The 24704-nt window shown below is 60.0% G+C and carries 18 protein-coding genes; 14 read left to right on the top strand and 4 right to left on the bottom strand.

Annotated elements, in window-relative coordinates:
- Positions 1–17: 17 nt before the first annotated feature.
- The 13 genes from DW645_RS07905 (at position 18) to larD (ending at position 19165) form a co-directional block, all read left to right on the top strand.
- Complete coding sequence (locus tag DW645_RS07905) at positions 18–668, top strand: tyrosine-protein phosphatase (protein WP_022094060.1); 651 nt, start codon at positions 18–20, stop codon at positions 666–668.
- Positions 669–707: 39 nt separating this feature from the next.
- Complete coding sequence (locus DW645_RS07900; protein ID WP_118227195.1) at positions 708–1208, top strand: GNAT family N-acetyltransferase; 501 nt, start codon at positions 708–710, stop codon at positions 1206–1208.
- A 202-nt stretch (positions 1209–1410) separates the two neighbouring features.
- Positions 1411–3435 (top strand): molecular chaperone HtpG, encoded by a 2025-nt coding sequence (htpG, locus tag DW645_RS07895; protein ID WP_055250494.1) that lies wholly within the window; start codon positions 1411–1413, stop codon positions 3433–3435.
- A gap of 483 nt (positions 3436–3918) precedes the next feature.
- Positions 3919–6693 (top strand): YhgE/Pip domain-containing protein, encoded by a 2775-nt coding sequence (locus DW645_RS07890; protein WP_233540746.1) that lies wholly within the window; start codon positions 3919–3921, stop codon positions 6691–6693.
- Positions 6694–8883 carry a YhgE/Pip domain-containing protein gene (locus DW645_RS07885; RefSeq protein WP_118227191.1) on the top strand — a complete coding sequence of 730 codons (2190 nt, stop codon included), beginning with the start codon at positions 6694–6696 and terminating at the stop codon, positions 8881–8883.
- 200 nt (positions 8884–9083) lie between these two features.
- On the top strand, positions 9084–10067 hold the full coding sequence (locus DW645_RS07880; protein ID WP_118227189.1) for a DMT family transporter: 984 nt from the start codon (positions 9084–9086) through the stop codon (positions 10065–10067).
- A gap of 116 nt (positions 10068–10183) precedes the next feature.
- Positions 10184–11479 (top strand): M20 family metallopeptidase, encoded by a 1296-nt coding sequence (locus DW645_RS07875; protein WP_118227188.1) that lies wholly within the window; start codon positions 10184–10186, stop codon positions 11477–11479.
- A gap of 41 nt (positions 11480–11520) precedes the next feature.
- Positions 11521–11703: a hypothetical protein gene (locus tag DW645_RS07870; RefSeq protein ID WP_118227186.1), complete on the top strand. Its 183-nt coding sequence runs from the start codon at positions 11521–11523 to the stop codon at positions 11701–11703.
- 10 nt (positions 11704–11713) lie between these two features.
- Entirely contained in the window at positions 11714–11929 is a 216-nt protein-coding gene (locus tag DW645_RS07865) for a hypothetical protein (RefSeq protein ID WP_199576460.1), read from the top strand.
- 304 nt (positions 11930–12233) lie between these two features.
- On the top strand, positions 12234–13547 hold the full coding sequence (gene hisS / locus DW645_RS07860; protein ID WP_055285961.1) for a histidine--tRNA ligase: 1314 nt from the start codon (positions 12234–12236) through the stop codon (positions 13545–13547).
- A 258-nt stretch (positions 13548–13805) separates the two neighbouring features.
- Positions 13806–16619 carry a phosphoenolpyruvate carboxylase gene (locus DW645_RS07855; RefSeq protein WP_370448102.1) on the top strand — a complete coding sequence of 938 codons (2814 nt, stop codon included), beginning with the start codon at positions 13806–13808 and terminating at the stop codon, positions 16617–16619.
- A gap of 487 nt (positions 16620–17106) precedes the next feature.
- Positions 17107–18384: a nickel-dependent lactate racemase gene (larA, locus tag DW645_RS07850; RefSeq protein ID WP_117647964.1), complete on the top strand. Its 1278-nt coding sequence runs from the start codon at positions 17107–17109 to the stop codon at positions 18382–18384.
- A 49-nt stretch (positions 18385–18433) separates the two neighbouring features.
- Positions 18434–19165: a D/L-lactic acid transporter LarD gene (gene larD, locus DW645_RS07845; RefSeq protein WP_117765423.1), complete on the top strand. Its 732-nt coding sequence runs from the start codon at positions 18434–18436 to the stop codon at positions 19163–19165.
- Between the two features lie 300 nt (positions 19166–19465).
- Here larD and DW645_RS07840 read toward each other — a convergent pair whose 3' ends face one another.
- The 4 genes from DW645_RS07840 to serB form a co-directional block, all read right to left on the bottom strand.
- Entirely contained in the window at positions 19466–20005 is a 540-nt protein-coding gene (locus DW645_RS07840; RefSeq protein ID WP_118227182.1) for a TetR/AcrR family transcriptional regulator, read from the bottom strand.
- A 2-nt stretch (positions 20006–20007) separates the two neighbouring features.
- A complete protein-coding gene (locus DW645_RS07835; RefSeq protein ID WP_118227180.1) occupies positions 20008–20925 on the bottom strand; it encodes a LarC family nickel insertion protein in 918 nt (305 codons plus the stop codon).
- 10 nt (positions 20926–20935) lie between these two features.
- Positions 20936–21718, bottom strand: a complete 783-nt coding sequence (gene larB, locus DW645_RS07830) for a nickel pincer cofactor biosynthesis protein LarB (protein WP_118227178.1) — start codon at positions 21716–21718, stop codon at positions 20936–20938.
- 114 nt (positions 21719–21832) lie between these two features.
- Positions 21833–22468 (bottom strand): phosphoserine phosphatase SerB, encoded by a 636-nt coding sequence (gene serB, locus DW645_RS07825; RefSeq protein WP_118227176.1) that lies wholly within the window; start codon positions 22466–22468, stop codon positions 21833–21835.
- A gap of 256 nt (positions 22469–22724) precedes the next feature.
- On the opposite strand from serB, the gene aspS reads away from it, so the two are divergent.
- Positions 22725–24512, top strand: coding sequence for an aspartate--tRNA ligase (gene aspS / locus DW645_RS07820; RefSeq protein ID WP_118227174.1), 1788 nt, complete (start codon positions 22725–22727; stop codon positions 24510–24512).
- Positions 24513–24704: the final 192 nt, after the last annotated feature.

Here is a 24704-nt window from a genome sequence, read left to right as displayed (position 1 = left end):
TTGATTAGGGCCGACCTATGCGTGACATTCATTGCCATATCTTGCCGGGTGTAGACGACGGCGCCGCCGATCTCGATGAGAGCTTGGCGATGCTCGAGGCTGCCAAGCGGGCCGGTGTAACCAGAATCGTTTGCACTCCTCACTGCCGTGATCCCTATTTTGATTACGACAAGATGTGGGATGCCTTTGAGCTGCTGCGCGATAACGCTGACGGTTTTCCGCTCCAGATGGGCTTCGAGGTCAACCATCGAAAGCTCGTTGAACTTGGTATCGATGCCGCGGAGCACTTGCATTTCGATGGGACCAACGAGTTTCTGCTCGAGCTTTCGACGCATGCCGATGCGTATGCGTTTAGAGAATACGAGAACACGATTTACGATTTGCAGTGCCGTGGCTACCAGGTGATCATCGCTCATCCTGAGCGCTATCGTGCGGTTCAAAAGGATGTAAGCGTGGCGGAACGCCTGGTCGATATGGGCTGCAAGCTGCAGGCTTCGGCGGACTTTATTGCCGGTGGTCGCTTTGGTCGCGAGAAAAAGCCGGCCCAGCGCCTGTTCGATCAGAACCTGTACAGCTTCATCGCGAGCGATGCCCATAATGTGGGTCATTACGACTGCCTGGCGAAGGCTCGCGCGAAGTTTAGCGTGCGCGGAGCTCATTTTCGCTAAAATCTGTCCCTAACGTTCGCGTTGAATGAAAGGGCAGCCATGGATATCCAACTTAAGACGGGATGCTTTGATGATGCGGCGTTGGTGCGCCGCGTCGTTTTTATGGACGAGCAGGGCTACGAGAATGAGTTCGACGCTATCGACGAGGACCCGAACTGCATTCATGTGACGCTCTATGTAGACGGCGAGCTTGCCGGTTGCTCGCGCGTGTTTCCCGAAGAGCTTGAGCGCGCGGCTGACGCAGAGGCTCCGGTGTCGCCGGCGTGCGACTTGGACGAAGGCGTCGCAGCGGGGGAGACCTACATTATGGGGCGCGTCGCCGTGCTGCCGGCTATGCGTCGTCGTGGTCTGGCGAGCAAGATTGTCGAGGCCAGTGATACGTGCGCGCGTGATGCCGGCGCCAAGCTCATTAAGCTGCACGCGCAGGAATACGTGCTGCCGCTCTATGCCAAGGCGGGTTACACGCAGATTGCCCCGGTGGACTACGAAGACGAGGGCCAGCCCCATGTTTGGATGGCCAAGCGCGTAGATGGCAGATAGGGACGTTCCTTTCCTGCCGGCAGTCGGGGACACCCCTTGGCAATTGGCGCATCAGAGCGTTTGGACATACAGTTTTTCGATTCCGTATGTATATATGCGCGCTAATGGGTTATAAAATCTAAGTCTGGACATAGCAGGTCTGCGATGCGGCTCGGGCAACTGGGCCGTTTTTGCGGACGGGGGTAGCGCGAAAGGACTGCACATGCGTCAATTTAAGACCGAGAGCAAAAAACTGCTCGACCTCATGATCAACTCCATCTACACCAATAAGGAAATCTTCCTGCGCGAGCTTATCTCCAACGCGAGCGACGCCGTCGACAAGCTCAACTTTAAGAGCCTGCAGGACCCGAGTGTCAAGCTCGACCAGGGCGACCTGGCTATTCGCGTCTCTTTTGATAAAGACGCCCGCACCATTACCATCTCGGATAACGGCATTGGCATGACCGCCGAGGAGCTCGAGCGCAATCTGGGCACCATCGCCCATTCCGGCTCCGAGGAGTTTAAGACCGAGAACGCCGAGCAACAGGGCTCCGATGTCGACATCATCGGCCAGTTTGGCGTGGGCTTCTACTCTGCCTTTATGGTTGCCAGCCACGTAAAGGTTGTCAGCCGCGCCTATGGCGAGGACACCGCTCACGTGTGGGAGTCTGATGGTCTTGAGGGTTACACCATCGAAGACGGCGAGCGCGCCGAGCACGGCACCGATGTCATCCTGACGCTGCGCGAGAACGAGAAGCTCGACGCCGACGGCGAGGCCGAGACCTACGATCGCTTCCTGACCGAGTGGGGCCTCAAGAGCCTGATTCAGCAGTACAGCAACTATGTGCGCTACCCGATTCAGATGATGGTGAGCAAGAGCCGCCAGAAACCCAAGCCCGAGGACGCCGGCGACGACTACAAGCCCGAGTACGAGGACTACCAGGAGCTCGAGACCATCAACTCCATGACGCCGATCTGGAAAAAGCGCAGCTCCGACGTTGAGCAGAAGGATTACAACGAGTTCTACAAGTCCACGTTCCACGACTTTGACGATCCCGCGCGCACTATCAGCTTCCATGCCGAGGGTACGCTTGAGTACGATGCGCTGCTGTTTGTGCCGGGTCGCGCCCCGTTCGATCTGTACAGCAAGGACTACGAGAAGGGCCTGGCGCTCTACAGTTCCAACGTGCTGATTATGGAGAAGTGCGACGACCTGCTGCCCGACTACTACAACTTTGTGCGCGGTGTCGTGGACTCTGCCGACGTGACGCTCAACATCTCGCGTGAGACGCTGCAACAGAACCGTCAGCTCAAGGCCATTGCCAAGCGTGTCGAGAAGAAGATCACTGCCGATCTTGAGGACATGCGCGACAACGACCGCGAGGCATACGAGAAGTTCTTTGAGAACTTTGGTCGCGGTCTTAAGTACGGCATCTACTCGAGTTACGGCATGAAGGCCGACGAGCTCGCCGACCTGCTGCTGTTCTGGTCTGCCAAGGAGCAGAAGATGATCACCCTGGCCGAGTATGCCAAGGGCATGCCCGAGGATCAGAAGGCCATCTACTACGCCGCCGGCGACTCGCGTGAGCGCTTGGCCAAGATGCCCGTGGTAAAGGGCGTGCTCGAGCGCGGCTATGACGTGCTGTTGCTGACGCAGGATGTGGATGAGTTCACGTTCCAGGCTATGCGTGAGTACGTGGCCGCCGATATGCCCAAGATCTACGAGGACGACGCCGCCCGCGAGGCTGCCGAAAAGGCCGTTGCCGACGGTGCCGAGCCCGAGGTCGAGGATCGTCACCTGGAGCTCAAGAACGTTGCGACTGGCGATCTTGATCTGGCGACCGAGGACGAGAAGAAGGAGGCCGAGGACGCCACCAAGGAAAACGAGGACCTCTTTAGCGCTATGAAGGAGGCGCTCGGTGACAAGGTCGAGAAAGTTGCCGTCTCCGCGCGCCTGACCGATGCCCCCGCTTGCATCACCACCGAGGGTCCGCTTTCGCTCGAGATGGAGAAGGTGCTCCAGAAGGGGCCCGAGGGCGCGCCCGACGGCATGCCCAAGAGCCAGCGCGTGCTCGAGCTCAACGCCAAGCACCCGGTCTTTGACAAGCTTGTCGCTGCCCAGAAGGCAGGTGACGCCGACAAGATCAAGCAGTACTCCGGCCTGCTCTACGATCAGGCCCTGCTGGTCGAGGGTATCCTCCCCGAGGACCCCGTTGCCTTCGCGGCGGCTGTTTGCAACTTGATGTAGTTAAGTAGTTACGCCTTTGGGTCCGCCGTTCTAACGAACCTATTGGTTCCGTCGTTCTAACGAACGACGGACCGGTCGACGCTGCAAACGCCCCTAAGCGGCAATCTGACGTTCAATCGTCGGTCGCGTACCAAAGTACGCTTCCCTCCTCTTTCACGTCACCTTGCTCGCTCAGGGGCGTTTTCGCTGACTTATGCTCAACCTGCGACGCTTTCGTGGCCCTAAGTAGTCATCGGGGACGTTCTTGTTTGACTAGTCGTTTAAGAACGTTCCCAATGACTATTCGGATTGCTAATTTGTGCGGGCTGTGGTTTTGTGACCTGCTGAAATTAAAGATACTGTACAACTGTACACTAACTCATCTTCGTAGTATATTGCTACCCGCAAAACTCAGCACCATTGTGCCGCGAGGCACTAAAGCGCCTACGTACAATGGTTGTCGATAGTACGATTCGATTCAACGACAGGATGGATGGTCCAAGCGTGAGTCTCGGCAGCAAACTATCCAACGCAAAGGTCTCCTTTGCGATATTCAAGCGCGACATTAAGCGACTGCTTGTGAACCCCGTCGCCTTGGTGGTTACCCTGGGCGTGTGCGTTATCCCCTCGCTGTATGCCTGGTACAACATCGTGGCAAACTGGGATCCGTACGGAAACACCCAAGGTATCAAGATTGCCATCGCCAACAACGATCAGGGCACTCAGAATGACTTGGTGGGCGAGCTCAACGCGGGCGACCAGGTCGTCGATCAGCTCAAGGAGAACGATCAGCTGGGCTGGACCTTCGTCGATTCGGCCGCCGATGCCAAAGAGGGCGTCGAGAGTGGTGAGTACTATGCGGCCATCGTAATCCCCAAGAACTTCTCCGACAATCTTGTTTCGATGCTCGATGGCAATTACCATCAGCCGAAGCTCACCTATTACGTCAACGAGAAGAAGAGCGCTATTGCGCCCAAGGTCACCGACACTGGTGCCAATACCATCGAGGAGCAGATCAACTCGGAGTTTGTCTCCACGGTGGGCGAGACCGTCGCGGGCATTGCCAAAGATGCTGGCATCGACCTTAAAGACAAGGCGAACCAGACCCGGGATTCGCTGGCGGGCTCGGTGTCCGAGGCGTCTGATACCCTGGGCGAAGTACGCGATTCCATCGGCGACATGAACACCGCCATCGACAAGACGAGCAGCTCGATTGCTTCGGCCGATGCTGCGCTGGCGGGCCTGCAGGGGCAGGCGCCCTCTCTAACGCAGGCGATCTCCCAGGGCAACGACCTGCTGGGCGAGGCTCGCGCCACGGCGGGCAACTCTATCACCTCGCTCTCCAAGGCACTCTCGGAAGGTAGCCTTGCACTCACCAAGACGTCAGCCTCCGCGAACGCTGCGATTGGCAAGCTAACGGGTACGGTCACATCTACGACCACCCGCATCGACAACTCGCTCGAGTCTCTCCAGGCGACGATCGATCACAATAAGGCCGTTATCGGGCACTTGGAGATTCTCGTTAATGACACGTCGACAGGTTCCGAGGAAATTGACGCGCGCATTGTATCGACCATCGATTCGCTTCGCGAGCAAAACCAGAAGCTGCAGAGCATCAAGGATGGCCTTTCTGCACAGTCGAGCGCCATGGCAAACGACGCTACGGCAATCTCGAACGCGAGCAACGCACTCAACGCGGCAATTCAGACCGGTACGGCTAACCTCGGTCAGGCTCAGACCGATCTGGGTCAGAACGCACTTCCGAAGGCTTCGAGCGCGCTTGACTCCTTTGCCGCCGTTTCGGGCGATTTGACCGGCATTGTGTCGGGTATGACCCCCACGATAGCGAGCGCGCGCGGCACGCTAGCGCAGCTCGACGCCACGCTCAAGCAGGCAAAGACCACGCTATCCCAAACCGACGCCTCCCTTGCCAAGGTTCAGGACAAGCTCGCGACCGCCGCCAATGACATTGCGGCGCTGCAGACCTCTGAGTCTATGGGCGAGTTAGCCGACCTCATGGACGTCGACGTCAATGACGTGGCAGATTTCATGGCATCTCCGGTTGAGCTGACGTCCAAGTCAATCTATCCGGTCAAGAGCTTTGGCTCGGGCATCGCGCCCTTCTACACCAATCTGGCGCTGTGGGTGGGCGGCTATGTGCTCATCGCTATCTATAAACTCGAGGTCGACCGCGAGGGCATCGGTAGCTTTACGGCGCGTCAGGGCTACTTTGGCCGCTGGCTGCTGCTGGTGATCCTGGGCGCGTTCCAGGCCATTATCGTTACGGTGGGAGATTTGGTCATTGGCGTACAGTGCGTTAACCCGCTGCTGTTCGTGCTGGGCGGCATCGCGATTTCATTCACCTACGTCAATATCATCTATGCGCTGTCCACCACGTTTAAGCATATCGGTAAAGCCATTGGCGTCATCCTCGTCATTGTGCAGATCCCCGGCTCGTCGGGCATGTATCCCATCGAGATGATGCCCGGCTTCTTCCAATGGCTGCATCCGCTGCTGCCCTTCACTTATGGCATCAACCTGCTGCGCGAGACCGTCGGTGGCATGTATTCGTTCAACTACCTGTTCAACCTGTGCGTCCTGGGCGTGTTCCTTGCCATCGCGCTCTTTATCGGTCTGCAGCTGCGCCCGTTGCTGCTCAACCTCAATCTGCTCTTTGATAAGCAGCTTTCCACGACGGGCCTAATGATCTGCGAGTCCAACGACCTACCGCGCCAGCGCTATTCGCTGCGCACGGCCATGCGCGTCATGCTCGATTCGGATTCGTACCGTCGCGAGCTGCTCGATCATGCCGTGGCGTTTGAGCATCGCTACCCGTACTACATCAAGGGCGGTTTTGCCGCCGTGGTAGGCGTGCAGGTTCTGCTCTTTGTGCTTTCGACGGTGCTCGATATCGACAATAACGGCAAGATCATCCTGCTCGTTATCTGGATCATTTCGGTTATCGCCATCTGCGGCTGGCTCATCAACATCGAATACATCCGTGCGAGCCTCAATACCCAGATGCGTATCTCGGCGCTTTCGGACGAGGACCTTCGCCGCGAGATGCGCGAGCACACGGCGGCGATCCCTGCCGCCCGTCGCATGTTTGGTCTCAACGCCAGCGAGCGTGGCGCCAAGGGAGGCGAACAGCCTACGAGCCGTCTGCCGCATATCGGTGCGCATCGTAAGGCTCAAGATGCCGACGGCGCTGACAACGTAAACGGAAACGACGGGGACACCACCCCGCTTGGCAAGCACTCTAAAGGAGGTGAGGCATAAATGAAAAACATCCTGCACCTGTTTAAGCGCGATGTCCAAAACGTGTCTCGCTCCGTGATCGGCATGGTCGTCGTGATGGGCCTGATCATCGTGCCATGTCTCTATGCATGGTTTAACATCGCCGGAAGCTGGGATCCCTACGGCAATACCGGCAACCTTAAGATTGCAGTGGTCAACACCGATGAGGGTTACGAGAGCGATCTGATTCCCGTCGAGGTCAACGTGGGCGAAAACGTAACCGCCACCCTGCGCGGCAACGAGAACTTCGACTGGGTCGTCCTCAACGACCGCGATAAGGCGATTGAGGGCGTTAAGTCGGGCGCGTACTACGCTGCCGTCGTTATCCCTAAAACGTTTAGCGCCGACATGATGACGCTTTTCTCGACCGAGGTGAAGCACGCCGATATCGAGTTCTATGAGAACCAGAAGGCCAACGCCATCGCACAGATCGTGACTGAAAAGGGTTCGAGCGCCGTCCAGAGTCAGGTCAACGAGACCTTTACCAAGACCATCACGACCATCGGTCTTAAAACCGTGTCCAGCCTGCTCGACTACATGAGCACCGACCAAGTGAGCAACTTTATCGCCAACCTGTCCTCGACGCTGGGCGATTCGGTCCAGGACCTGCAGGACGTTCAGGCCAGCGCGACGTCGCTGGCGGGCATTTTGAGCTCCACGTCCGATTCGCTGACGTCGGCGAGCGGCATGCTCAAGCAGACCGGTGCCGTCGATGAGTCGACAAAGCAGCTCATGGAACATGCCAAAAGCGGCATCGATGATTCCAAAGAAGCGCTTAAGGCGGCAAACGATGCCATCGATGCCGCAATCGATGGAAGTGCGGGTTCGTTCGACAATGTGTCTGCCGAGCTCGCGAAGGCGTTCGACACCGCAAACCAGCATGTCGACCTTACGGTGTCCCAACTCAACGATGCCGCTGCGGCCCTCAATGCGCGCGCCAAGGATATCGATGCGATGGCCGATCAGCTCCGCAGCCTTGCCGACCAGGTGAGCGATGAGAATTTGAAGGACGGCCTCAAGTCCGCCGCGACGTCGCTGGGCAGAATCGCCGTTGAGTACCGCAACAATGCCAAGGATCTGGCGGCTACCGCGAAGTCTCTCTCCGATAGCATGGCCGAGGTCAACAACTTGCGTGCCGAGGTCGATCAGGCCATCGCTGATGCCAAGGCCGGCATCGCGGGTGCCAAATCCGATTACGATTCCACGTTCTCGGTTAAGGCCAAGGAGCTCAAGAAGACGGTTTCGGGCATTCTGGACTCGCTTGATGGCATCTCGGGCGACCTGGATAGCGCCGTAGGCGGCCTGACCGACGCATCCGGCTCGTTGGCGAAGGGTCTGTCCAAAGCCGCAAAGCTCGTCAACAAGGCTTCTGACCAGCTGGGTGAGGCGTCGGACAAGATCAGTGCCTTTAAGGACGAGCTTGATAGCGCTCTGATGTCGGGTGACCTGGCCATGATTAAGACAATGATTGGCAACGACCCCGAGGGCCTCGCCGTGTCGCTTTCTGGCCCTGTTGCGCTCGACCGCAAACCGGTCTATCCGATCCGCAACTACGGTTCGGCCATGGCACCGTTCTACACGATTCTGTCGCTTTGGGTCGGCTCAATCGTACTGGCGGCCATGATGAAGGTCTCGGTTGACGATGAGCTTATCAACGAGCTCATCCCCGTACGCCTGCACGAGATCTATCTGGGTCGTTACCTGTTCTTTGGCGGTTTGGCCCTGCTGCAGGCAACGCTCGTGTGCGCGGGCGACATTCTGTTCTTTGGCATTCAGTGCGACAACCCGCTGCAGTTTGTGCTGGCGGGCTGGGTCGCGAGTCTCGTGTTCTCCAATATCGTCTACACGCTTACGGTTTCGTTTGGCGATATCGGCAAGGCGCTCGCTGTCGTGCTGTTGGTCATGCAGGTCGGCGGTTCGGGCGGCACGTTCCCCATCGAGATGACCGGCCCCGTGTTCCAGGCGATCTACCCGTTCCTGCCGTTTACCCACGGCATCAACGCCATGCACGCCGCCATGGCCGGTGCCTACCATATGGAGTATTGGATTGAGCTGGGTATCTTGGCGAGCTACCTGATTCCGTCGCTGGCCCTGGGCGTCGTCTTCCGCCGCCCGGTCATCAAAGCCAACGACTGGATCATCGAAAAGCTGGAGTCGACCAAATTGATTTAGCGCGACAATGTGGCGTTGACGGAACATCGAGGCCTTCCGGCTCGACGCTTTAGTTGAGTGAATTGCATGAGCTGCTTGGTTGTTGCTACAGTAGCGGGGCGTGCCGGGGGTCCGGCGCGTCCCGTTTTTATTTGACCATGAGGCGGCATGCGGTCACGCGCGTGCGGACACCACGCCCAGATTGAGCGCGAGGATGTTCCATGGCCCAATACGCTGCCAACGAAATCGAAAACTTGCCCGATAGCCCAGTAGCCCGTGAGGATTTGGGCGCGGGCGGTATTCCCCGGGGCGCCGGCGCACGCTCTCCGCTGTTCTGGAAGGTTCTGCTCCTTTCGGTGGCGGTCATTTGGGGCTACTCCTTTACCACTATGAAGGACGCACTCGGCACCATTCCGGTGTTCGCGCTGCTCTATGTACGCTTTCTGCCCGCAGCGTTGGTCATGTTTGCCGTCTTCCACAAACGCATCATCGCGCACCTCAACGCTCGCAACCTGATCGTTGGCCTGAGTATGGGCGTGCTCATGTGGGCGGCCTATGCGTTGCAGACGGTCGGTCTGGCACATACTACGGCGGGCAAGAATGCTTTTTTGACGGGCACGTATTGCATCCTTGTGCCGTTCGCGAGCTATTTTCTGAGCGGCGAAAAACTCACCCGTTATAACCTGGGCGCGGCGCTGTTGTGCTTGGCGGGCATTGGTTTGGTGGCGCTCGATAGCGTTGAATTCAACATCGGTGACGTCATTACGCTGACGGGTGCGGTCTTCTTCGCCATCCAGATGGCGGTGACCGCCAAGTACGGTCGCAAAATGGACATCAACGTCATTACGTTTTGGATGTTTGTGGGCAATGGCATCCTAAGCCTGGTCTCGTCGCTGCTATTCGAGACCCAGGCGCCTCTGTCCGTGTGGACGCCGAATTTTATCTGTGTGATGGCGTTTCTCTCGGTGGGCTGCACATGCGTGGCTCTGCTCATCCAAAACGTCGGCCTGGCGCATGTCCCGGCTTCGACGGGCTCGCTGCTCCTTTCGATGGAATCGCCTTCGGGCGTGTTGTTTTCGGTGCTGCTGATGGGGGAGGCGCTCACCTCGCGCCTGCTCGCCGGCTTTGTGCTTATCTTCCTGTCGATTATCTTGAGCGAGACTCACTTCGATTTTTTGCGTCGAAAGCCGCGCTCGCAATTGTAAACAACTTGTTGCGCCGCCCTCCTGGGGCGGCGTTTTTTATGACTCGCCTTTAAAGTTGTACCTTGCACTTTACGCTATCAAAGTGCTTACTGCAAAAACGTTACTGGAGGGCATTTATGGCACCAGCTCAGTCCGATCTTCAACCGCAATCAGCGCCCAAGGCCACCGCAGCGGCGCAGGCCGCTATCGGTGACGGTCTCGTTGCAGAAGCTCAGGCTTTTGCAGACGAGCTCGCTGCGTGGCGACACGATTTACACCAGATGCCCGAGCTGGGTAATAGCCTCCCACAGACCTCTGCGTATATTCAAGCGCGCCTGACCGAGATGGAAATCCCATTTGCCACGCTCGTCGATGGTTCCTGTGTCGTGGGCCTTGTCGGCGCCGGTGCCGCCGCGGCCCAGGGCAATGGCGTCTGCACGGACGAACAGGCCGGTACGGTCATCATGCTCCGTGGCGACATGGATGCCCTGCCCGTTGCCGAAGAGTCAGGCGAGCCTTTCGCCTCTACGAACGGCTGCATGCACGCATGTGGACACGATATGCACGCGACGGCGTTGCTTGGAGCGGCGCGCCTGCTCAAGGCCCGCGAGTCTGCGCTTGTCGACGCCAACGCCACGGTTAAGTTGCTGTTCCAGCCGGGCGAGGAAACCTTTGAGGGTGCCCGCGCCGCCATCGCCGACGGTCTGCTGCAGAACCCGCGTCCCCAGGCCGCCTTTGCCATGCATGTCAATAGCCAGTCGCCGCTTGACCTGGTGCTCTACGGCAGCCCGGCGCTCTCGGGCGTGTACGGTTTTCGCATCACGCTTCAGGGCAAGGGCGGCCATGGCTCGAGCCCCGAGATCTGCATCGACCCCATCACGGCCGGCGTCCATGTGCATCTGGCGCTTCAGGAGCTTATCTCTCGCGAGGTGCCGGCGGCCAAGGAGGTCGCGCTTACCGTTGGCAAGTTCGCCGGCGGTCAGGCCGCAAATGTCATCCCCGACACTTGTGTGCTCGAGGGAACGCTGCGTGGCTTCGACGTCGAGCTCATGGAGCACCTCAAGACCCGCATCGCGGAGGTCGTCAAAGGCGTTGCCACGACCTATCGTACGCCGGCGACTATCGAGACACTCTCGGATGTTCCCCCGCTCGTACTCGACGACGGCATGACGCAGGCGTCGCTTGGCTACGTGGGCGCGGTGCTGCCCAAGTCCGCCTTCCTGCCGCTGTTCCATGCCATGGCGAGCGAGGACTTCGCGTTGATCTCGAGCGAGATCCCGAGTGCGTACTTTACCGTGGGCGCTGCCGTGACTGATACGGACGAGCATTTTGCTCAGCATCATCCCAAGGCACGTTTTAGCGATGCCGAGCTTCCCCTTGGCGCCGCGGCTTATGCCGCCGTCGCTTTGGGCTACATCGCCGACCACCGGTAGCACCCAATCTTGCTGCTCGTTTGTTTAAAAAAAGGAACAGCATGTCCCAGCAGCGTAAGTTCTTCCCTGGCTGGCTCGTGGTGGCCTCTGGCTTCGTGATCATGGCCACGTGCTACACGATTTTCGTCAACTGCATGAGCCTGTTCCAGCCGCTGATCGTCAACGACCTGGGCATTTCCCTTGCGCAGTACAACATCTCCAATGCCCACGATCGCTGCGTCTAAGCAGTTTGGCATGGCCGACCTGGGCAAGGTCACGGGCACCATTACCTCGCTCGAGATGGTCGGTGGCACCGTGGGCGCCATCGTCTCGGGTGTGCTGTTCGACGCTACGGGCTCCTTTGCGAGCACCTGGATCGTGTGCTTGGCGTGCTCCGTGGTCATGCTCGTGTTCCTGCTGGTATCCGAGCCCATCGCCGCCAAGCTGCGCGCGAGCGTGGCGGGGGAGTAGGCGTCCGTCGCTCTTTTCTGTTCGTCCCGTTCTGTCCGTGGCCGCCTTGGAAGCCGAATGGATGCTCGTACCATCATTCGGTTTCCAAGGCGGCCACGGGCCTACGAAATGATCCCTATTCCTCCGTCCCCAAGGGATCACGTGATCCGAAGGGGACGGAGGAAAAGGGATCACAAACAGCGGCGGCGCGTCTGGTCGAACGAGTCCCCATACCCTCGTTCGGTCAGACGCGCCGCCGCTGTTTGTATTTGTGCCGTATAATGACCGTTACCTATGACGCGATACAAAAGAAAGGTGTTTGCCCATGCAGGCACAGAAGGCGGAGGGAACCCGCGACCTTATCGGCGCCGAGATGCGCGCCTGGCAAAAGATGCAGCAGATTGCGGCCGGCGTGTTCGAGCCGTTTGGTTTTAAACCCATCGAGACGCCCGCGATCGAGCAGGTGGACGTGTTTGTCCACGGTATCGGCCAGTCGACCGACGTCGTGCGCAAGGAAATGTTCCGCGTGTTCAGCGGTGCCAACCTGGAGCGCGTCTTTACCGAGGGCACCGATACCAAGCTTAAGCCCAAGCAGCGCCTGGCCCTTCGTCCCGAGGGCACGGCCGGTGTGGTGCGCGCCGTCGTGGAGAACAACCTAGTGCCCCAGGGCTCCACGCCGTTTAAGGCCTATTACGCCGAGGCCATGTTCCGTGGCGAGCGTCCCCAGAAGGGCCGCCTGCGCCAGTTCCACCAGGTGGGCATCGAGTGGCTCGGCGCTCCCGATCCGGCGGCAGACGCCGAGTGCATCATCATGCTCATGGAGTTTTACAAGCGCCTGGGCTTCGATCTTTCCAAGCTTCGTCTGCTCATTAACTCGATGGGCGACGCTCAGTGCCGTCCGGCTTACCGCGAGCAAGTCAAGCAGTTTATCCTCGATCACGCAGACGAGATGTGCGATGAGTGCCGCGAGCGCGCCGAGCTCAACCCGCTGCGTGCCTTTGACTGCAAGAACGACCACTGCCGCGAGATCATGGCCGAGGCTCCGCTGATGGGTGACAACCTGTGCGATGAGTGCCGCGAGCACTACGAGCAAGTCAAGCGCTATCTGGATGCCGCCGGTATCGAGTATGTCGAGGATCCCACCTTGGTGCGCGGCCTGGACTACTACACCCGTACTGTCTTTGAGGTCGAGGCCCCTGGCGCCGGCGTCGGCTCCATCGGCGGCGGCGGCCGCTACGATGGTCTCGTCGAGCTCGAGGGCGGCAAGCCCACGGCAGGCGTCGGCTTCGCCGTCGGTTTTGAGCGCGCCCTGCTGGCCCTGCAGGCCTTTGGCAGCGACCTGGGTGCCGAGGAGGTCCCGTGCGTCTACGTCGCCAATGCCGGCAAGGAGCTGCGTCAGAACGTCTTTACCATTACGCAGCAGCTTCGCGCCGCAGGGATTGTGACCGAGGCCGACTATCAGGGCCGTTCGCTCAAGGCCCAGTTTAAGCAGGCCGATAAGGTAGGCGCCAAGCTCATCCTGGTCCTGGGCGGCGACGAGCTTGCCGCCGGCAAGGTCAAGGTGCGCGACATGCAGAGCCATGACGAGGTTCTCGTCGATCTGGCCAACGTCGTCGAGGCGGTTCGCGAGCGTCTGTAGCGCATGATTTTTGAGCTGCGGACCCGCTAACATGTCCCGCTCGCGACGAGCTATTGTTACGGGGGTGTTTCGCATTTATGCGGAATGCCCTCGCTTGCATATGCCGCCCACCGAGAAATACGACCATTTGGGGCAAAAACCCTTGCAATGCAGAAAATACTTTTGTGTGGTAAAGCGCAATCAGTGTCGAAAGTATTTCTCAAGCGCCTATAATGAATACCACATGTTACGTGCATAGAAGGAGGAATGGGAGGAAACGTGGCTGAGAACCTAAGCAACCAGTCTGTACCCGAAGCCGCGGCGCGCGTCGCTGCCGTGGTCAACCGCCTCGTTAACCGAATCGGCTCGAATGCCGAGTCCAGGGAGCGTCTCGCCGAGATCGAGATCCCCGAGGAGCTGCGCGATAATCTGGCGCTGTTCCTGCGCCTGGAACGTCGTGTGCTTAGCGAGTATGATCCCGAGATCGCGGACCTGTTCGACAAGATTTTGACAGCCGAGATTGTGGTCAATGCTGGCAACCCCGGTAGCCGCGCTGCCGACGAGTCCGTTGACGAACAGGGCGTGCCCACTGCCGACGAGCCCACCGCCGTGGCGTTTCGCGAAGTCGTCGATTTGATTGACAGCCTGCCGCTTGATAAGCAGCAGGTCATCGTTCGCGCCTTTACGAGCTTCTTCCACTTGGCAAACCTGTCGGAGGAGAACTACCGTGTGGCGCAGCTGCGCGAGCGCGAGGCCGGCGCATCGACCGATACCGAGGTCGATCCCGCCAACGAACTCACCGTCGCCTATCACCAGTTGGTAAACGAGATGGGCGTCGAGGGTGCCAATGAGCTGCTCGGCAAGCTCGAGTTCCACCCTGTCTTTACCGCACATCCCACCGAGGCCCGTCGTAAGGCCGTCGAGGGCAAGATTCGCCGTATCTCCAACCTGCTGGAGGAGCGTCCGCGTTTGGGCGGCTCCGACCTGGTGGAGAACGAGCGCCATATGCTGCAGGAGATCGACGCCCTGGTGCGTACGAGCCCCATCGCGCTCAAGAAGCCCACGCCGGTCGAGGAAGCCGATACCATCATCGACATCTTCGATAACACGCTGTTCGACGTTATCCCCGTCATCTACCGTCGTTTTGACGACTGGGTGCTGGGCGACAAGGCCGGTACCGTGCCGCCGCTGTGCCCGGCGTTCTTCCATCCCGGCAGCTGGATCGGCTCCGACCGCGACGGCAACCCCAACGTCACCGCCAAGGTGAGCCGCGAAGTCGCCGCCAAGTACTTCACTCACATGGTGCTCAAGCTCGAGGACAAGTGCCGCCGCATCGGCCACAACCTCACGCTCGAGGCCACCTACAGCAAGCCTTCTGCCGAGCTCATTAACCTGTGGAACCATCAGGTCGAGATGAGCCCTCGTTACACGGCCCGCGCCGAGCTGATCTCCGAGCACGAGCCGCATCGCGCCGTCATGCTCGTCATGGCCGACCGCCTGAACGCCACCGTGCGCCGCATCACCGACACCATGTACCACAGCGCCGACGAGTTCCTGGATGACCTGCGCGTCGTCCAGCGTTCGCTTGCTGCCTGCGGTGCCGTCCGTGCCGCCTACGGTCCGGTCCAAACCATCATCTGGCAGGTCGAGTCCTTCGGCTTCCATATGGTCGAGATGGAGTTCCGTCAGCACTCCGTGGTGCACGCCCGCGCCCTCAAGGATATCCACGAGAACGGTATCCATGGTGACCTGCAGCCCATGACGCGCGAGGTCATCGACACCTTCCGTGCCATCGGTTCCATCCAAAAGCGCTACGGCAAGAAGATGGCACACCGCTACATCATCTCGTTTACCAAGAGTGCCCAGCATGTGGCCGACGTCTTTGAGCTGGCCCACCTGTCCTTCGCACACGAGGAAGACGTTCCCGAGCTCGACGTGATCCCGCTGTTCGAGCAGCTCGAGGACCTCGAGGGCTGCGTTGACGTGCTCGACCAGATGCTTACGCTGCCCGTGGTGCAAAAGCGCCTTGCCCAGACCAACCGCCGCATGGAGGTCATGCTGGGCTATTCCGACTCTTCCAAGGATGCCGGTCCTACCACGGCCATGCTCGCGCTGCACTCCGCGCAGGAGCGCATCGCCAAGTGGGCAGAGAAGAACGATATCGACCTGGTGCTCATGCACGGTCGCGGCGGTGCCGTGGGCCGTGGCGGCGGCCCGGCCAACAAGGCCGTGCTGGCGCAGCCCAAGGGTTCGGTCAACTGCTTCTTTAAGCTCACCGAGCAGGGCGAAGTCATCTTTGCCCGTTACGGCAACCGCACGCTGGCTCAGCGCCATGTTGAGTCCGTTGCCGCCGCAACGCTTTTGCAGTCGGCCCCGAGTGTCGAGAAGACCAACACCGAGACCACGCAGAAGTTCTGGGATATGGCCGAGAAGCTCAACACTGCAAGCCACGAACGCTATCTGGACCTGCTGAACACCGAGGACTTTACACCGTGGTTCTCGACCGTGACGCCGCTGACCGAGGTCGGTCTGCTGCCGATCGGCTCGCGTCCCGCCAAGCGCGGTCTGGGCGCCAAGTCGCTCGATGACCTGCGTACCATCCCGTGGATCTTCAGCTGGAGCCAGGCGCGCATTAACCTGGCCGCTTGGTACGGTCTGGGCACCGCCTGCGAGCAGCTTGGCGATCTTGACCAGCTCAAGGCTGCCTACCAGGAGTGGCCGTTCTTCCGCACCTTTATCGACAACATCGAGATGTCGATCGCCAAGACCGATCAGCGCATCGCCAAGATGTATCTGCACCTGGGCGACCGCGATGATCTGTCTAAGAAGGTCTTCACCGAGATGCAGCTCACGCGTAAGTGGGTCCTTGCCATCGTCGGTGACGAGTGGCCGCTGCAGCGCCGTCGCGTGCTCGGCTGCGCCGTCCGTGTACGTAACCCCTACGTCGACGCCCTGTCCATCGCCCAGGTCCGCGCCCTTCGCGAGGTGCGTATGAACCAGGACGAGATGGCCGAGGAGAAGAAGGCCGAGTACATGAGCCTGATTCTTTCGACTGTGACCGGCGTCTCGGCAGGTTTGCAGAACACGGGGTAATCGATAGCCCTGTAGTCGTCCGGGCCCGCCATCAGCTTACTTTTAGGCACGTCCTCGGACATGCAAGAAGCCCTCGCTGCGCACTTTGTGCGGCGAGGGCTTCTTGCGTCCTGCGGAGTGTGCCTAAAAGTAAGCTGATGGCGGGCCCTGCGATGTCCGGTCTTCGGCGGATTACTGGCTGGGGAAAAGATGGCGCGCTTCGCGCACTTTGATGGGGCTTCGTGCTGCGGAATGCATTCAGAGGGAAACCCGTCGGGTCCCTTCGTCCTCGGTCTTCGGCGGATTACTGGTTGAAGGGAAGAAAGGCGCGCTTCGCGCCTTACGACTGTAGCGGCTGCGGTCCCGTTTGGGATCGCGGCCGTTTTGTTGTGGGTCAAATATGAACGTTGTGTTAATGAGTCGGTAGACGGTGGTGTTTTTCGGTGAGCGGCGTATCCTTCCAACGGTTTATCTAGTGTGTCAGTTGAAAGGAAGAGGGCGCTCGTCATTGTTTGAATGTGAACTGCCGTTTGACCACAAGACGTTGCATCTGGAACTCGAGGATAAGAACTTCGCGGGTGTGATGGAAGGTCATCAAAACGAGTTTAAGACCACGAAATCGCAGGAAGAGCTGGTGGAGGAGTCGCTTGCCAACCCTTACGGCTCGCCTTCGCTCGAGGAGCTTTGTGCTGGCAAGAAGGATATTGTCATCATTAGCTCCGACCACACGCGTCCCGTTCCCTCGCGTGTGACGATGCCTATTCTGCTGCATCACATCCATTCCGCTGCGCCTGAGGCTCGCGTGCGTATTTTGGTTGCTACGGGTATGCACCGTCCGTCGACGCACGAGGAGCTCGTCAACAAGTACGGCGAGGAGATCGTTGCCAACGAAGAAATCGTTATGCACGTCGCGACTGACGACAGCATGATGAAAAAGATCGGCACCCTGCCTTCTGGTGGCGAGTGCATCATCAACAAGATTGCGGCCGATTGCGATCTGCTGCTTGCCGAGGGCTTTATTGAGCCGCACTTCTTTGCCGGTTTCTCTGGTAGCCGCAAGTCCGTCCTGCCTGGCATCGCCAGCTACAAGACCATCATGTACAACCACAACGGTCAGTTTGTGAACGATTCCCACTCGCGTGCCGGCAACCTGTGCCACAACCACGTGAGCGAGGACATGTTTGCCGCCGCCGAGATGGCTCACCTTGCCTTTGTGCTCAACGTGGTGCTCAACGGCAAGCACGAGGTCATTGGCTCCTTTGCCGGCGACATCCACAAGGCGCACGAGGCTGGCTGCGAGTTCGTGAAGAGCCTTGCCGGCGTTGAGCCCGTCGAGTGCGAGATCGCCATTACCACTAACGGCGGCTACCCCCTCGATCAGAACATCTATCAGGCTGTGAAGGGCATGTGCGCTGCCGAGGCCACGCTTCCCGAGGGCGGCGTGATCATCGACGTCGCCGGTTGTGCCGACGGTCACGGCGGCGAGGGCTTCTATCACAACATCGCCGACAACGATCCGGCAGAGTTTGAGCGCGCCTGCATCGATCGTCCTAAGGACGAGACCCTGCCCGATCAGTGGACGAGCCAGATCTTTGCCCGCATCCTGGCGCATCACCCTGTGATCATGGTCACCGACCTGTGCGATCACCAGATGCTCAAGGATATGCACATGACGCCGGTCAACACTATCGAGGAAGCGCTCAAGCTCGCCTTTGAGATGAAGGGTGCCGATGCCAAGGTCGCCGTCATCCCCGATGGCCTGGGTGTTGTTGTCGCACAGCACTAGCGCGCGGCTTAAACGAATCGTTTATAACCGACAAGAAAGATAAGGTTTTATGCTTACCAAACTCCTCTGCGAATTCGGCGCAACGGCCCTCATGATCGTCTTTGGCGTGGGTGTTCACTGCGATACCGTGCTCAAGGGCACCAAGTATCAGGGCTCCGGCCATATGTTTGCCATCACCACCTGGTCCTTTGGCATCTCGGTCTGCCTGTTTGTCTTTGGTGGCGCTGTGTGCATGAACCCCGCCATGGTGCTTGCCCAGTGCATCGTCGGCCTGGTGCCGTGGGGCAACTGCATCCCCTTCATGCTTGCCGATATGCTCGGCGGCTTTGTGGGTGCCGTGATCGCTTGGTTTATGTATGCCGATGAGTTCAAGGCTTCCGAGGGCGTCGTCGACCCCATTGCCCAGCGCAACATCTTCTCGACCAACCCCACCACCGAGGGCACGAACTATGCTCGTAACTTCTTCTGCGAGGCTATCTGCACCTTCGTGTTCATCAGCGCCATCCTTGCTGCCGCTAGCCGCGCCGGCGAGAACGTTCTGATGCTCGCAATCTGCGTCGGCCTGATCGTTTGGGCTGTCGGCATGGGCATGGGCGGCATCACCGGCTTCGCCATGAACCAGGCTCGTGACCTTGGTCCTCGCATGGCCTATCAGGTGCTGCCGATCAAGAACAAGGCTGACAACAACTGGAAGTATGGTCTGCTTGTTCCTGGCATCGCGCCGTTTGTCGGTGCTATTGTGGCCGCGCTGTTTGTGCATGGTTTCTTGGGCATGTTCTAGTCGAAGGCTACATAGTTGTCCGCTGGCCGCATGGGGTAACTTCCCAGCGCGTCCTCGGACATGCAAAAAGGCTCGCTGCGCACTTCGTGCGGCGAGCCTTTTTGCGTCCTGCGGAATGCGCTGGGAAGTTACCCCATGCGGCCAGCTGCGGGATCTTTGCTGCGCTCGAGCAAGCAACCCAACATATATCTGAATTTGGATGGGAGGGGCTTGTTGCTGATAGGGGCGTTGAGCTGTTGTTGACACTTTGGGATGCGTGGCGCCCTAGGTTGGGGTGATGCTTTGGGATGAGCTTCTTACTTAGTTGAAGAGGGGTTTTATGGCTGATAGGTAGTCTTTGGCTACGTCCTCTTTTGGGGCTTGGAAGTTGTGCCAGGCCCACCATTGGACCATTCCTACGAAGCTTGAGGCTATGTGGTGTAGTAGGAAGCTTCGGTCCATGGTGGCGGCGGCGCCGTTTGGGTCGGTGGGGACGGTTTCGGCTGCTCGTGACATGATGGTCTTGCGTAAGCAGTCGGCGAAGACGCGTGAGCCGGCGCCGGCTACGAGGGCTCGTACGCCCTGGCGGCGTTCCCAGAGGTTGTTGAGGATATGCTCGACTTGTACGAGCGGATCATCGAGCGGTGTGCCATCGTCGTCGAGGGCGTGGGTGCAGATGTCGCTCACGAGTTCGGACAGTAGGTCATCTTTGCTCTTGAAGAGGCCATAGAACGTGGCCCGACCCACATGGGCGCGAGCGATGATGTCGCCGACGGTGATCTTGCCGTAGTCCTCTTCGCGCAGCAGTTCGGAGAACGCCGCGACGATGGCGGCGCGGCTTTTTGCCTTGCGGGCATCCATGGCTATGCGTCCGTGTGAACGAGCAGGCAGCGGAGCGTACCGGAGCAACCCTCGTAGGGGCGCTTACCGGCGCCGTAGCCGACGGCCTCGATGCGGTAGCGGGCCGGCAGGTGCTCGGACGTGCGCAGTGCGGCGACGATGGCGGCGCCCGTGGGCGTCACGAGCTCACCGGCGACCGGCGCGGGCGTGAGGGCGATATTGCCCGCTTGGCACAGGTTGACGACAGCGGGGACAGGAATGGGCATAAGGCCGTGGGCACAGCGGATGGTGCCGTGACCCTCGGAGAGCGACTCGACCACGATGTCCTCAATACCTAGGTCATCGAGGCAGATGGCGACAGAGCAGACGTCGACGATGGAGTCGACGGCGCCCACCTCGTGGAACATGACGGTCTCGGTCGTTTTGCCGTGGGCCTTGGCCTCGGCGGCGGCGAGCGCGGTAAAGATGGCGAGCGCGCGACGCTTGGCGCCATCGCTTAGCTGCGAGTCATCGATGATGGCGGTGACATCCGCCAAAGAACGGTGGTGATGGTGGTGGGCGTGATGGTGACCCTCGTGGCCATGACCGTGGGCCTCATGGTCATGCTCGTGGCAGTGCTCGTGTTCGTGCTCGCCATGATCATGATGGTGGTGCTCATGCTCATGTGTGTGCTCGGTGCCCGCTTCGTTGCCGTAGAGCCAGGCCATGTCGTGGTCGTGGTTCTCGAGCTCCTCTGCCAGCTGAACACCAAAGTCGCAGGCGTCGATGCCATGCTTGTTTACGCGCGTGACAGCGACCGCAAAGCCGTCGACTGGCAGCGTGGCAAGTTGCTCGCGCAGGTGCTCCTCGCTGGCGCCCAGGTCGAGCAGGGCCGCGACGGTCATGTCGCCGCTGATGCCCGAGGTGCCGTCGATGATAAGCGTGTGCTGATGGTTGGACATGAAATGCTCCTTAGCGGGCGCAGGACGTGCCGGCGCTCAGATGATTGATAAGACTTGCCTGGTAGGCGGCACCAAAGCCGTTGTCGATATTGACGACCGAAACGCCGCTGGCGCAGGAGTTGAGCATGGCGAGCAGTGCGGCCATGCCGCCAAAGTTCGCGCCATAGCCCACGCTGGTGGGGACGGCGATGACCGGACAGCTCACAAGGCCTCCGATGACGCTCGCCAGGGCGCCCTCCATGCCGGCGATGGCGATGACCACCTGCGCCTGGGCAAGTTCCTCAGCATGAGCGAGCAGGCGGTGCAGGCCGGCGACACCCACGTCGTAGAGGCGATCGACCTCGTTGCCGTAGAACTCGGCCGTCAACGCGGCTTCCTCGGCAACGGGCAGGTCGCTCGTGCCGGCGCAGGCGACGACGATGCGTCCGTTGCCGTTGGGGGAGGGCTTGCCACCCACCAGGGCGAGCTGGGCGTCCGGGACATATCCCAGGTCGATGCCGTTGCCGAGGAGCTCCGAGGTGCGGGCTGCCTTTTCGTCGTCCAGGCGCGTGACCAGGATGCGCTCCTGGCCGGCATCGAGTAATGCTTTGATAATGGCGGCAATTTGCTCGGCGGTTTTACCGGCGCCGTAGACAACTTCGCCGGCTCCCTGGCGCACCCCGCGCGAAAGGTCGAGCTGCGCAAAGCCCAAATCGGCGGTCGGAGCCGTCTGGATGCGCGTGAGGGCGTCGGCAGGGGTGACTGCTCCGCCGGCAACATCGCTCAGCAGCTGCTCTAGATCTCGCTTATCCATATATGTTCCCTTCGACGGCGCAAAGTTTAGCACTCAAAGGGTATGTTTCCGAACACTAAAGCAGAATTGTTCGGAAACTATAGGACAGACTGATTCAATTGCTAGACGGATTGGCTAGTCGCGCAGGATGATGTCCATGGCGAGCATCAGATTGCGCTCGTCGATGGCAAACGGGGCGGCCTCGCGCGTCTTGGGCTTGGCACAAAACGCGATGCCCGTGCCCGCGGCCTGAATCATGGGGATGTCGTTGGCACCGTCGCCGATCGCGACGGTATGGGCCATGTCGGCGCCGCACTCAACTGCCCAATCTAGCAGCTGGATGAGCTTGGACTCCTTGGTCACGATGTCTGCCGCCAGCTTGCCGGTGAGCTTGCCGTCTACGACTTCCAGGCGGTTAGCCAGGCAAAAGTCGATACCCGCGGCAGCCACGATCTTGTCAGCGACCTCGTGGAAACCGCCGCTCACGACGCCGACCTTCCAGCCCTTGCTGTGTGCCGAGCGCACAAGCTCCAACGCGCCGGGGGTAAATGTCACGCGCTCAAAGGTGCGCTCGAACACGCTCTCGTCCAGGCCGGCGAGCAGCCCCACGCGCTCCACGAGCGCCTGCTTAAAGTCAAGCTCGCCGCGCATGGCGCGTTCGGTGGTCTGTGCCACCTGCTCGCCCACGCCGGCCTCTTCGCCCAACAGGTCGATGACCTCCTGGTTGATGAGCGTGGAGTCGATATCCATAACGATGAGGCGTGCAGTCATGGCGGGCCTTTCCGAGTGCTGTTTTATTGGGGCATATTGTCGCACGTGACGAGCGCGGGCGGGTGTCGCGGCGCGTCAATTGTTTCGTCTCCGTCAAGTCTTTGGGCAGGAGCCACTTTTTCGCGGCACATCGACGCGAGTGCGATAAGATAGAACGCCATGTCTGGCTGCGCGGTTTACGCAGGCTGGGCAAATCTGTACGACGCCGCCCGGAACGACACGGGGCGGCACAGATCCATAAAGGAGGATCACTGGTATGAGCCAGACCCGTCCCATCGATGAGCATTCCATGCACACCCGTACCTGCGGCGAGCTTCGCTTCGAGAACGTGGGCGAAGAGGTCACCCTCACCGGTTGGGTGAGCCGTCGCCGCGACCACGGCGGCCTTATCTTCTGCGACCTTCGCGACCGTGAGGGCATCACGCAGCTTACCTTCGACCCCGAGCACTCCGACGGCGACGCCTTTAAGATCGCCGAGACCATGCGTCCCGAGTGGCCCATCAAGATTCACGGCGTCGTGCGCGCCCGTGGCGAGGAGACCACCAACACCAAGCTCGCCACCGGCGAGATCGAGGTCCTGACCGACCACGCCGAGGTGCTCAATACGTCCGTCACCCCGCCGTTCCAGATCGAGGACGGCATCGAGACCAGCGAGGACACCCGTCTGCGCTATCGCTATCTGGACCTCCGTCGTCCCGAGATGATGGCCAACCTCAAGCTGCGCTCCGACTTTACCTTTGCCATTCGCGAGGCGCTGCACAACCGTGAGTTCATGGAGGTCGAGACGCCCTCCCTGTTCAAGTCCACGCCCGAGGGCGCCCGCGACTTCATCGTCCCCAGCCGCATCCAGCCGGGCAACTTCTACGCCCTGCCGCAGTCCCCGCAGCTCCTGAAGCAGCTGCTTATGGTCGGTGGCGTCGAGCGCTACTATCAGGTTGCCAAGTGCTTCCGCGACGAGGACTTGCGTGCCGACCGTCAGCCCGAGTTCACCCAGGTCGATATCGAGATGTCCTTCGTGGACCAGAACGACGTTATGAGCGCGCTCGAAGAGGTTCTTGCCGATGCCTTCGGCCGCATGGGTGTCGAGATGCCCACGCCGCTGCGTCGCATGAACTACTGGGAGGCCATGGACACCTATGGCTCCGACAAGCCCGATACCCGCTATGGCATGCACTTGGTCGACCTGACCGACATCTTCGCCAACTCCAAGTTCAAGGTCTTTGCGACTGCCGCGAACGAGGAGGGCTCTGTCGTTAAGGCCATCAACGCCAAGGGCGCCGGTGCCTGGGCTCGCGCCAAGATCGATAAGCTTGCCGGCGTGGCTTCCACGTTTGGCGCCAAGGGCCTGGCCTGGATCGCTTTCCGCGAGGACGGCTCCATCAACAGCCCCATCGTCAAGTTCTTCTCGGACGAGGAGATGGCCGCCCTGCGCGAGCGCATGGACGTCGAGCCCGGCGACCTTGTGATGTTCGCCGCCGGCCCGCGCCTGCTCTCCGACGAGATCCTGGGCGGCATGCGTTCCCACATGGCTAACGCGCTCGAGATCAAGCGCGAGGGCCACGACTTCCTGTGGGTCGTCAACTTCCCGCTGTTCCACTGGGACGAGGACCGCAAGGCTTACGCTGCCGAGCACCAGCCCTTCACCCTGCCGACCGAGACCGACATCGCCAAGATCGAGGCCAATCCGTTGGCAGCCGGTTCTTGCACCTACGACTTTGTCATGGACGGCTTTGAGGCCGGTGGCGGCGGTATGCGTATCCACAACGCCGAGATGCAGATGTCCATGCTCAAGCTCCTGGGCTTTACCGAAGAGCGCGCCGAGTCTCAGTTTGGCTTCCTCATGGAGGCGCTCAAGTTTGGTGCGCCCCCGATGGGCGGTTTCGCTCTGGGCCTGGACCGCGTGTGCATGCTGCTCACCGGTTCCGACTCCATCCGCGACGTCATGGCGTTCCCCAAGACGGCCAGCGGCTCCGACCTCATGTCGGGCGCCCCGAGTGCCGTTAGCGGCGCCCAGCTCAAGGACGTCAGCCTGCGCCTGATGTAGGCAAGCGGCTACATATTGCCCGTAACGAGGGAAGGACACGTGCCTTCCCTCGTTTTTTATACGCCGAGATTGTGAGGGCATGGGATGACCGGGCGTTGCGGAAAGTACGTCCCGGAATCTGCGTCCAGAACGGGTCGCGCGGTGGCGCGCGCAGACGTGGTGTAAGAGCGTCCCGAGGTCCGTCGCTGCAAG

It is taken from the genome of Collinsella sp. AM23-17 (assembly GCF_003470945.1).
GTDB lineage: Bacteria > Actinomycetota > Coriobacteriia > Coriobacteriales > Coriobacteriaceae > Collinsella > Collinsella aerofaciens_O.
Note: the sequence above shows the minus strand (reverse complement) of the source record. Positions and strands in the feature narration are given on the sequence as shown.

What these genes read in the sequence shown, in the direction of transcription:
- DW645_RS07875 (WP_118227188.1), top strand. Translation starts at nt 10,184, where the DNA reads ATGGCACCAGCTCAGTCCGATCTTCAACCGCAATCAGCGCCCAAGGCC.
- DW645_RS07905 (WP_022094060.1), top strand. Translation starts at nt 18, where the DNA reads ATGCGTGACATTCATTGCCATATCTTGCCGGGTGTAGACGACGGCGCC.
- DW645_RS07840 (WP_118227182.1), bottom strand. Translation starts at nt 20,005, where the DNA reads ATGGATGCCCGCAAGGCAAAAAGCCGCGCCGCCATCGTCGCGGCGTTC.
- DW645_RS07835 (WP_118227180.1), bottom strand. Translation starts at nt 20,925, where the DNA reads ATGTCCAACCATCAGCACACGCTTATCATCGACGGCACCTCGGGCATC.
- DW645_RS07885 (WP_118227191.1), top strand. Translation starts at nt 6,694, where the DNA reads ATGAAAAACATCCTGCACCTGTTTAAGCGCGATGTCCAAAACGTGTCT.
- DW645_RS07900 (WP_118227195.1), top strand. Translation starts at nt 708, where the DNA reads ATGGATATCCAACTTAAGACGGGATGCTTTGATGATGCGGCGTTGGTG.
- hisS (WP_055285961.1), top strand. Translation starts at nt 12,234, where the DNA reads ATGCAGGCACAGAAGGCGGAGGGAACCCGCGACCTTATCGGCGCCGAG.
- htpG (WP_055250494.1), top strand. Translation starts at nt 1,411, where the DNA reads ATGCGTCAATTTAAGACCGAGAGCAAAAAACTGCTCGACCTCATGATC.
- larD (WP_117765423.1), top strand. Translation starts at nt 18,434, where the DNA reads ATGCTTACCAAACTCCTCTGCGAATTCGGCGCAACGGCCCTCATGATC.
- larB (WP_118227178.1), bottom strand. Translation starts at nt 21,718, where the DNA reads ATGGATAAGCGAGATCTAGAGCAGCTGCTGAGCGATGTTGCCGGCGGA.
- aspS (WP_118227174.1), top strand. Translation starts at nt 22,725, where the DNA reads ATGAGCCAGACCCGTCCCATCGATGAGCATTCCATGCACACCCGTACC.
- DW645_RS07880 (WP_118227189.1), top strand. Translation starts at nt 9,084, where the DNA reads ATGGCCCAATACGCTGCCAACGAAATCGAAAACTTGCCCGATAGCCCA.
- DW645_RS07865 (WP_199576460.1), top strand. Translation starts at nt 11,714, where the DNA reads ATGGCCGACCTGGGCAAGGTCACGGGCACCATTACCTCGCTCGAGATG.
- DW645_RS07870 (WP_118227186.1), top strand. Translation starts at nt 11,521, where the DNA reads ATGTCCCAGCAGCGTAAGTTCTTCCCTGGCTGGCTCGTGGTGGCCTCT.
- serB (WP_118227176.1), bottom strand. Translation starts at nt 22,468, where the DNA reads ATGACTGCACGCCTCATCGTTATGGATATCGACTCCACGCTCATCAAC.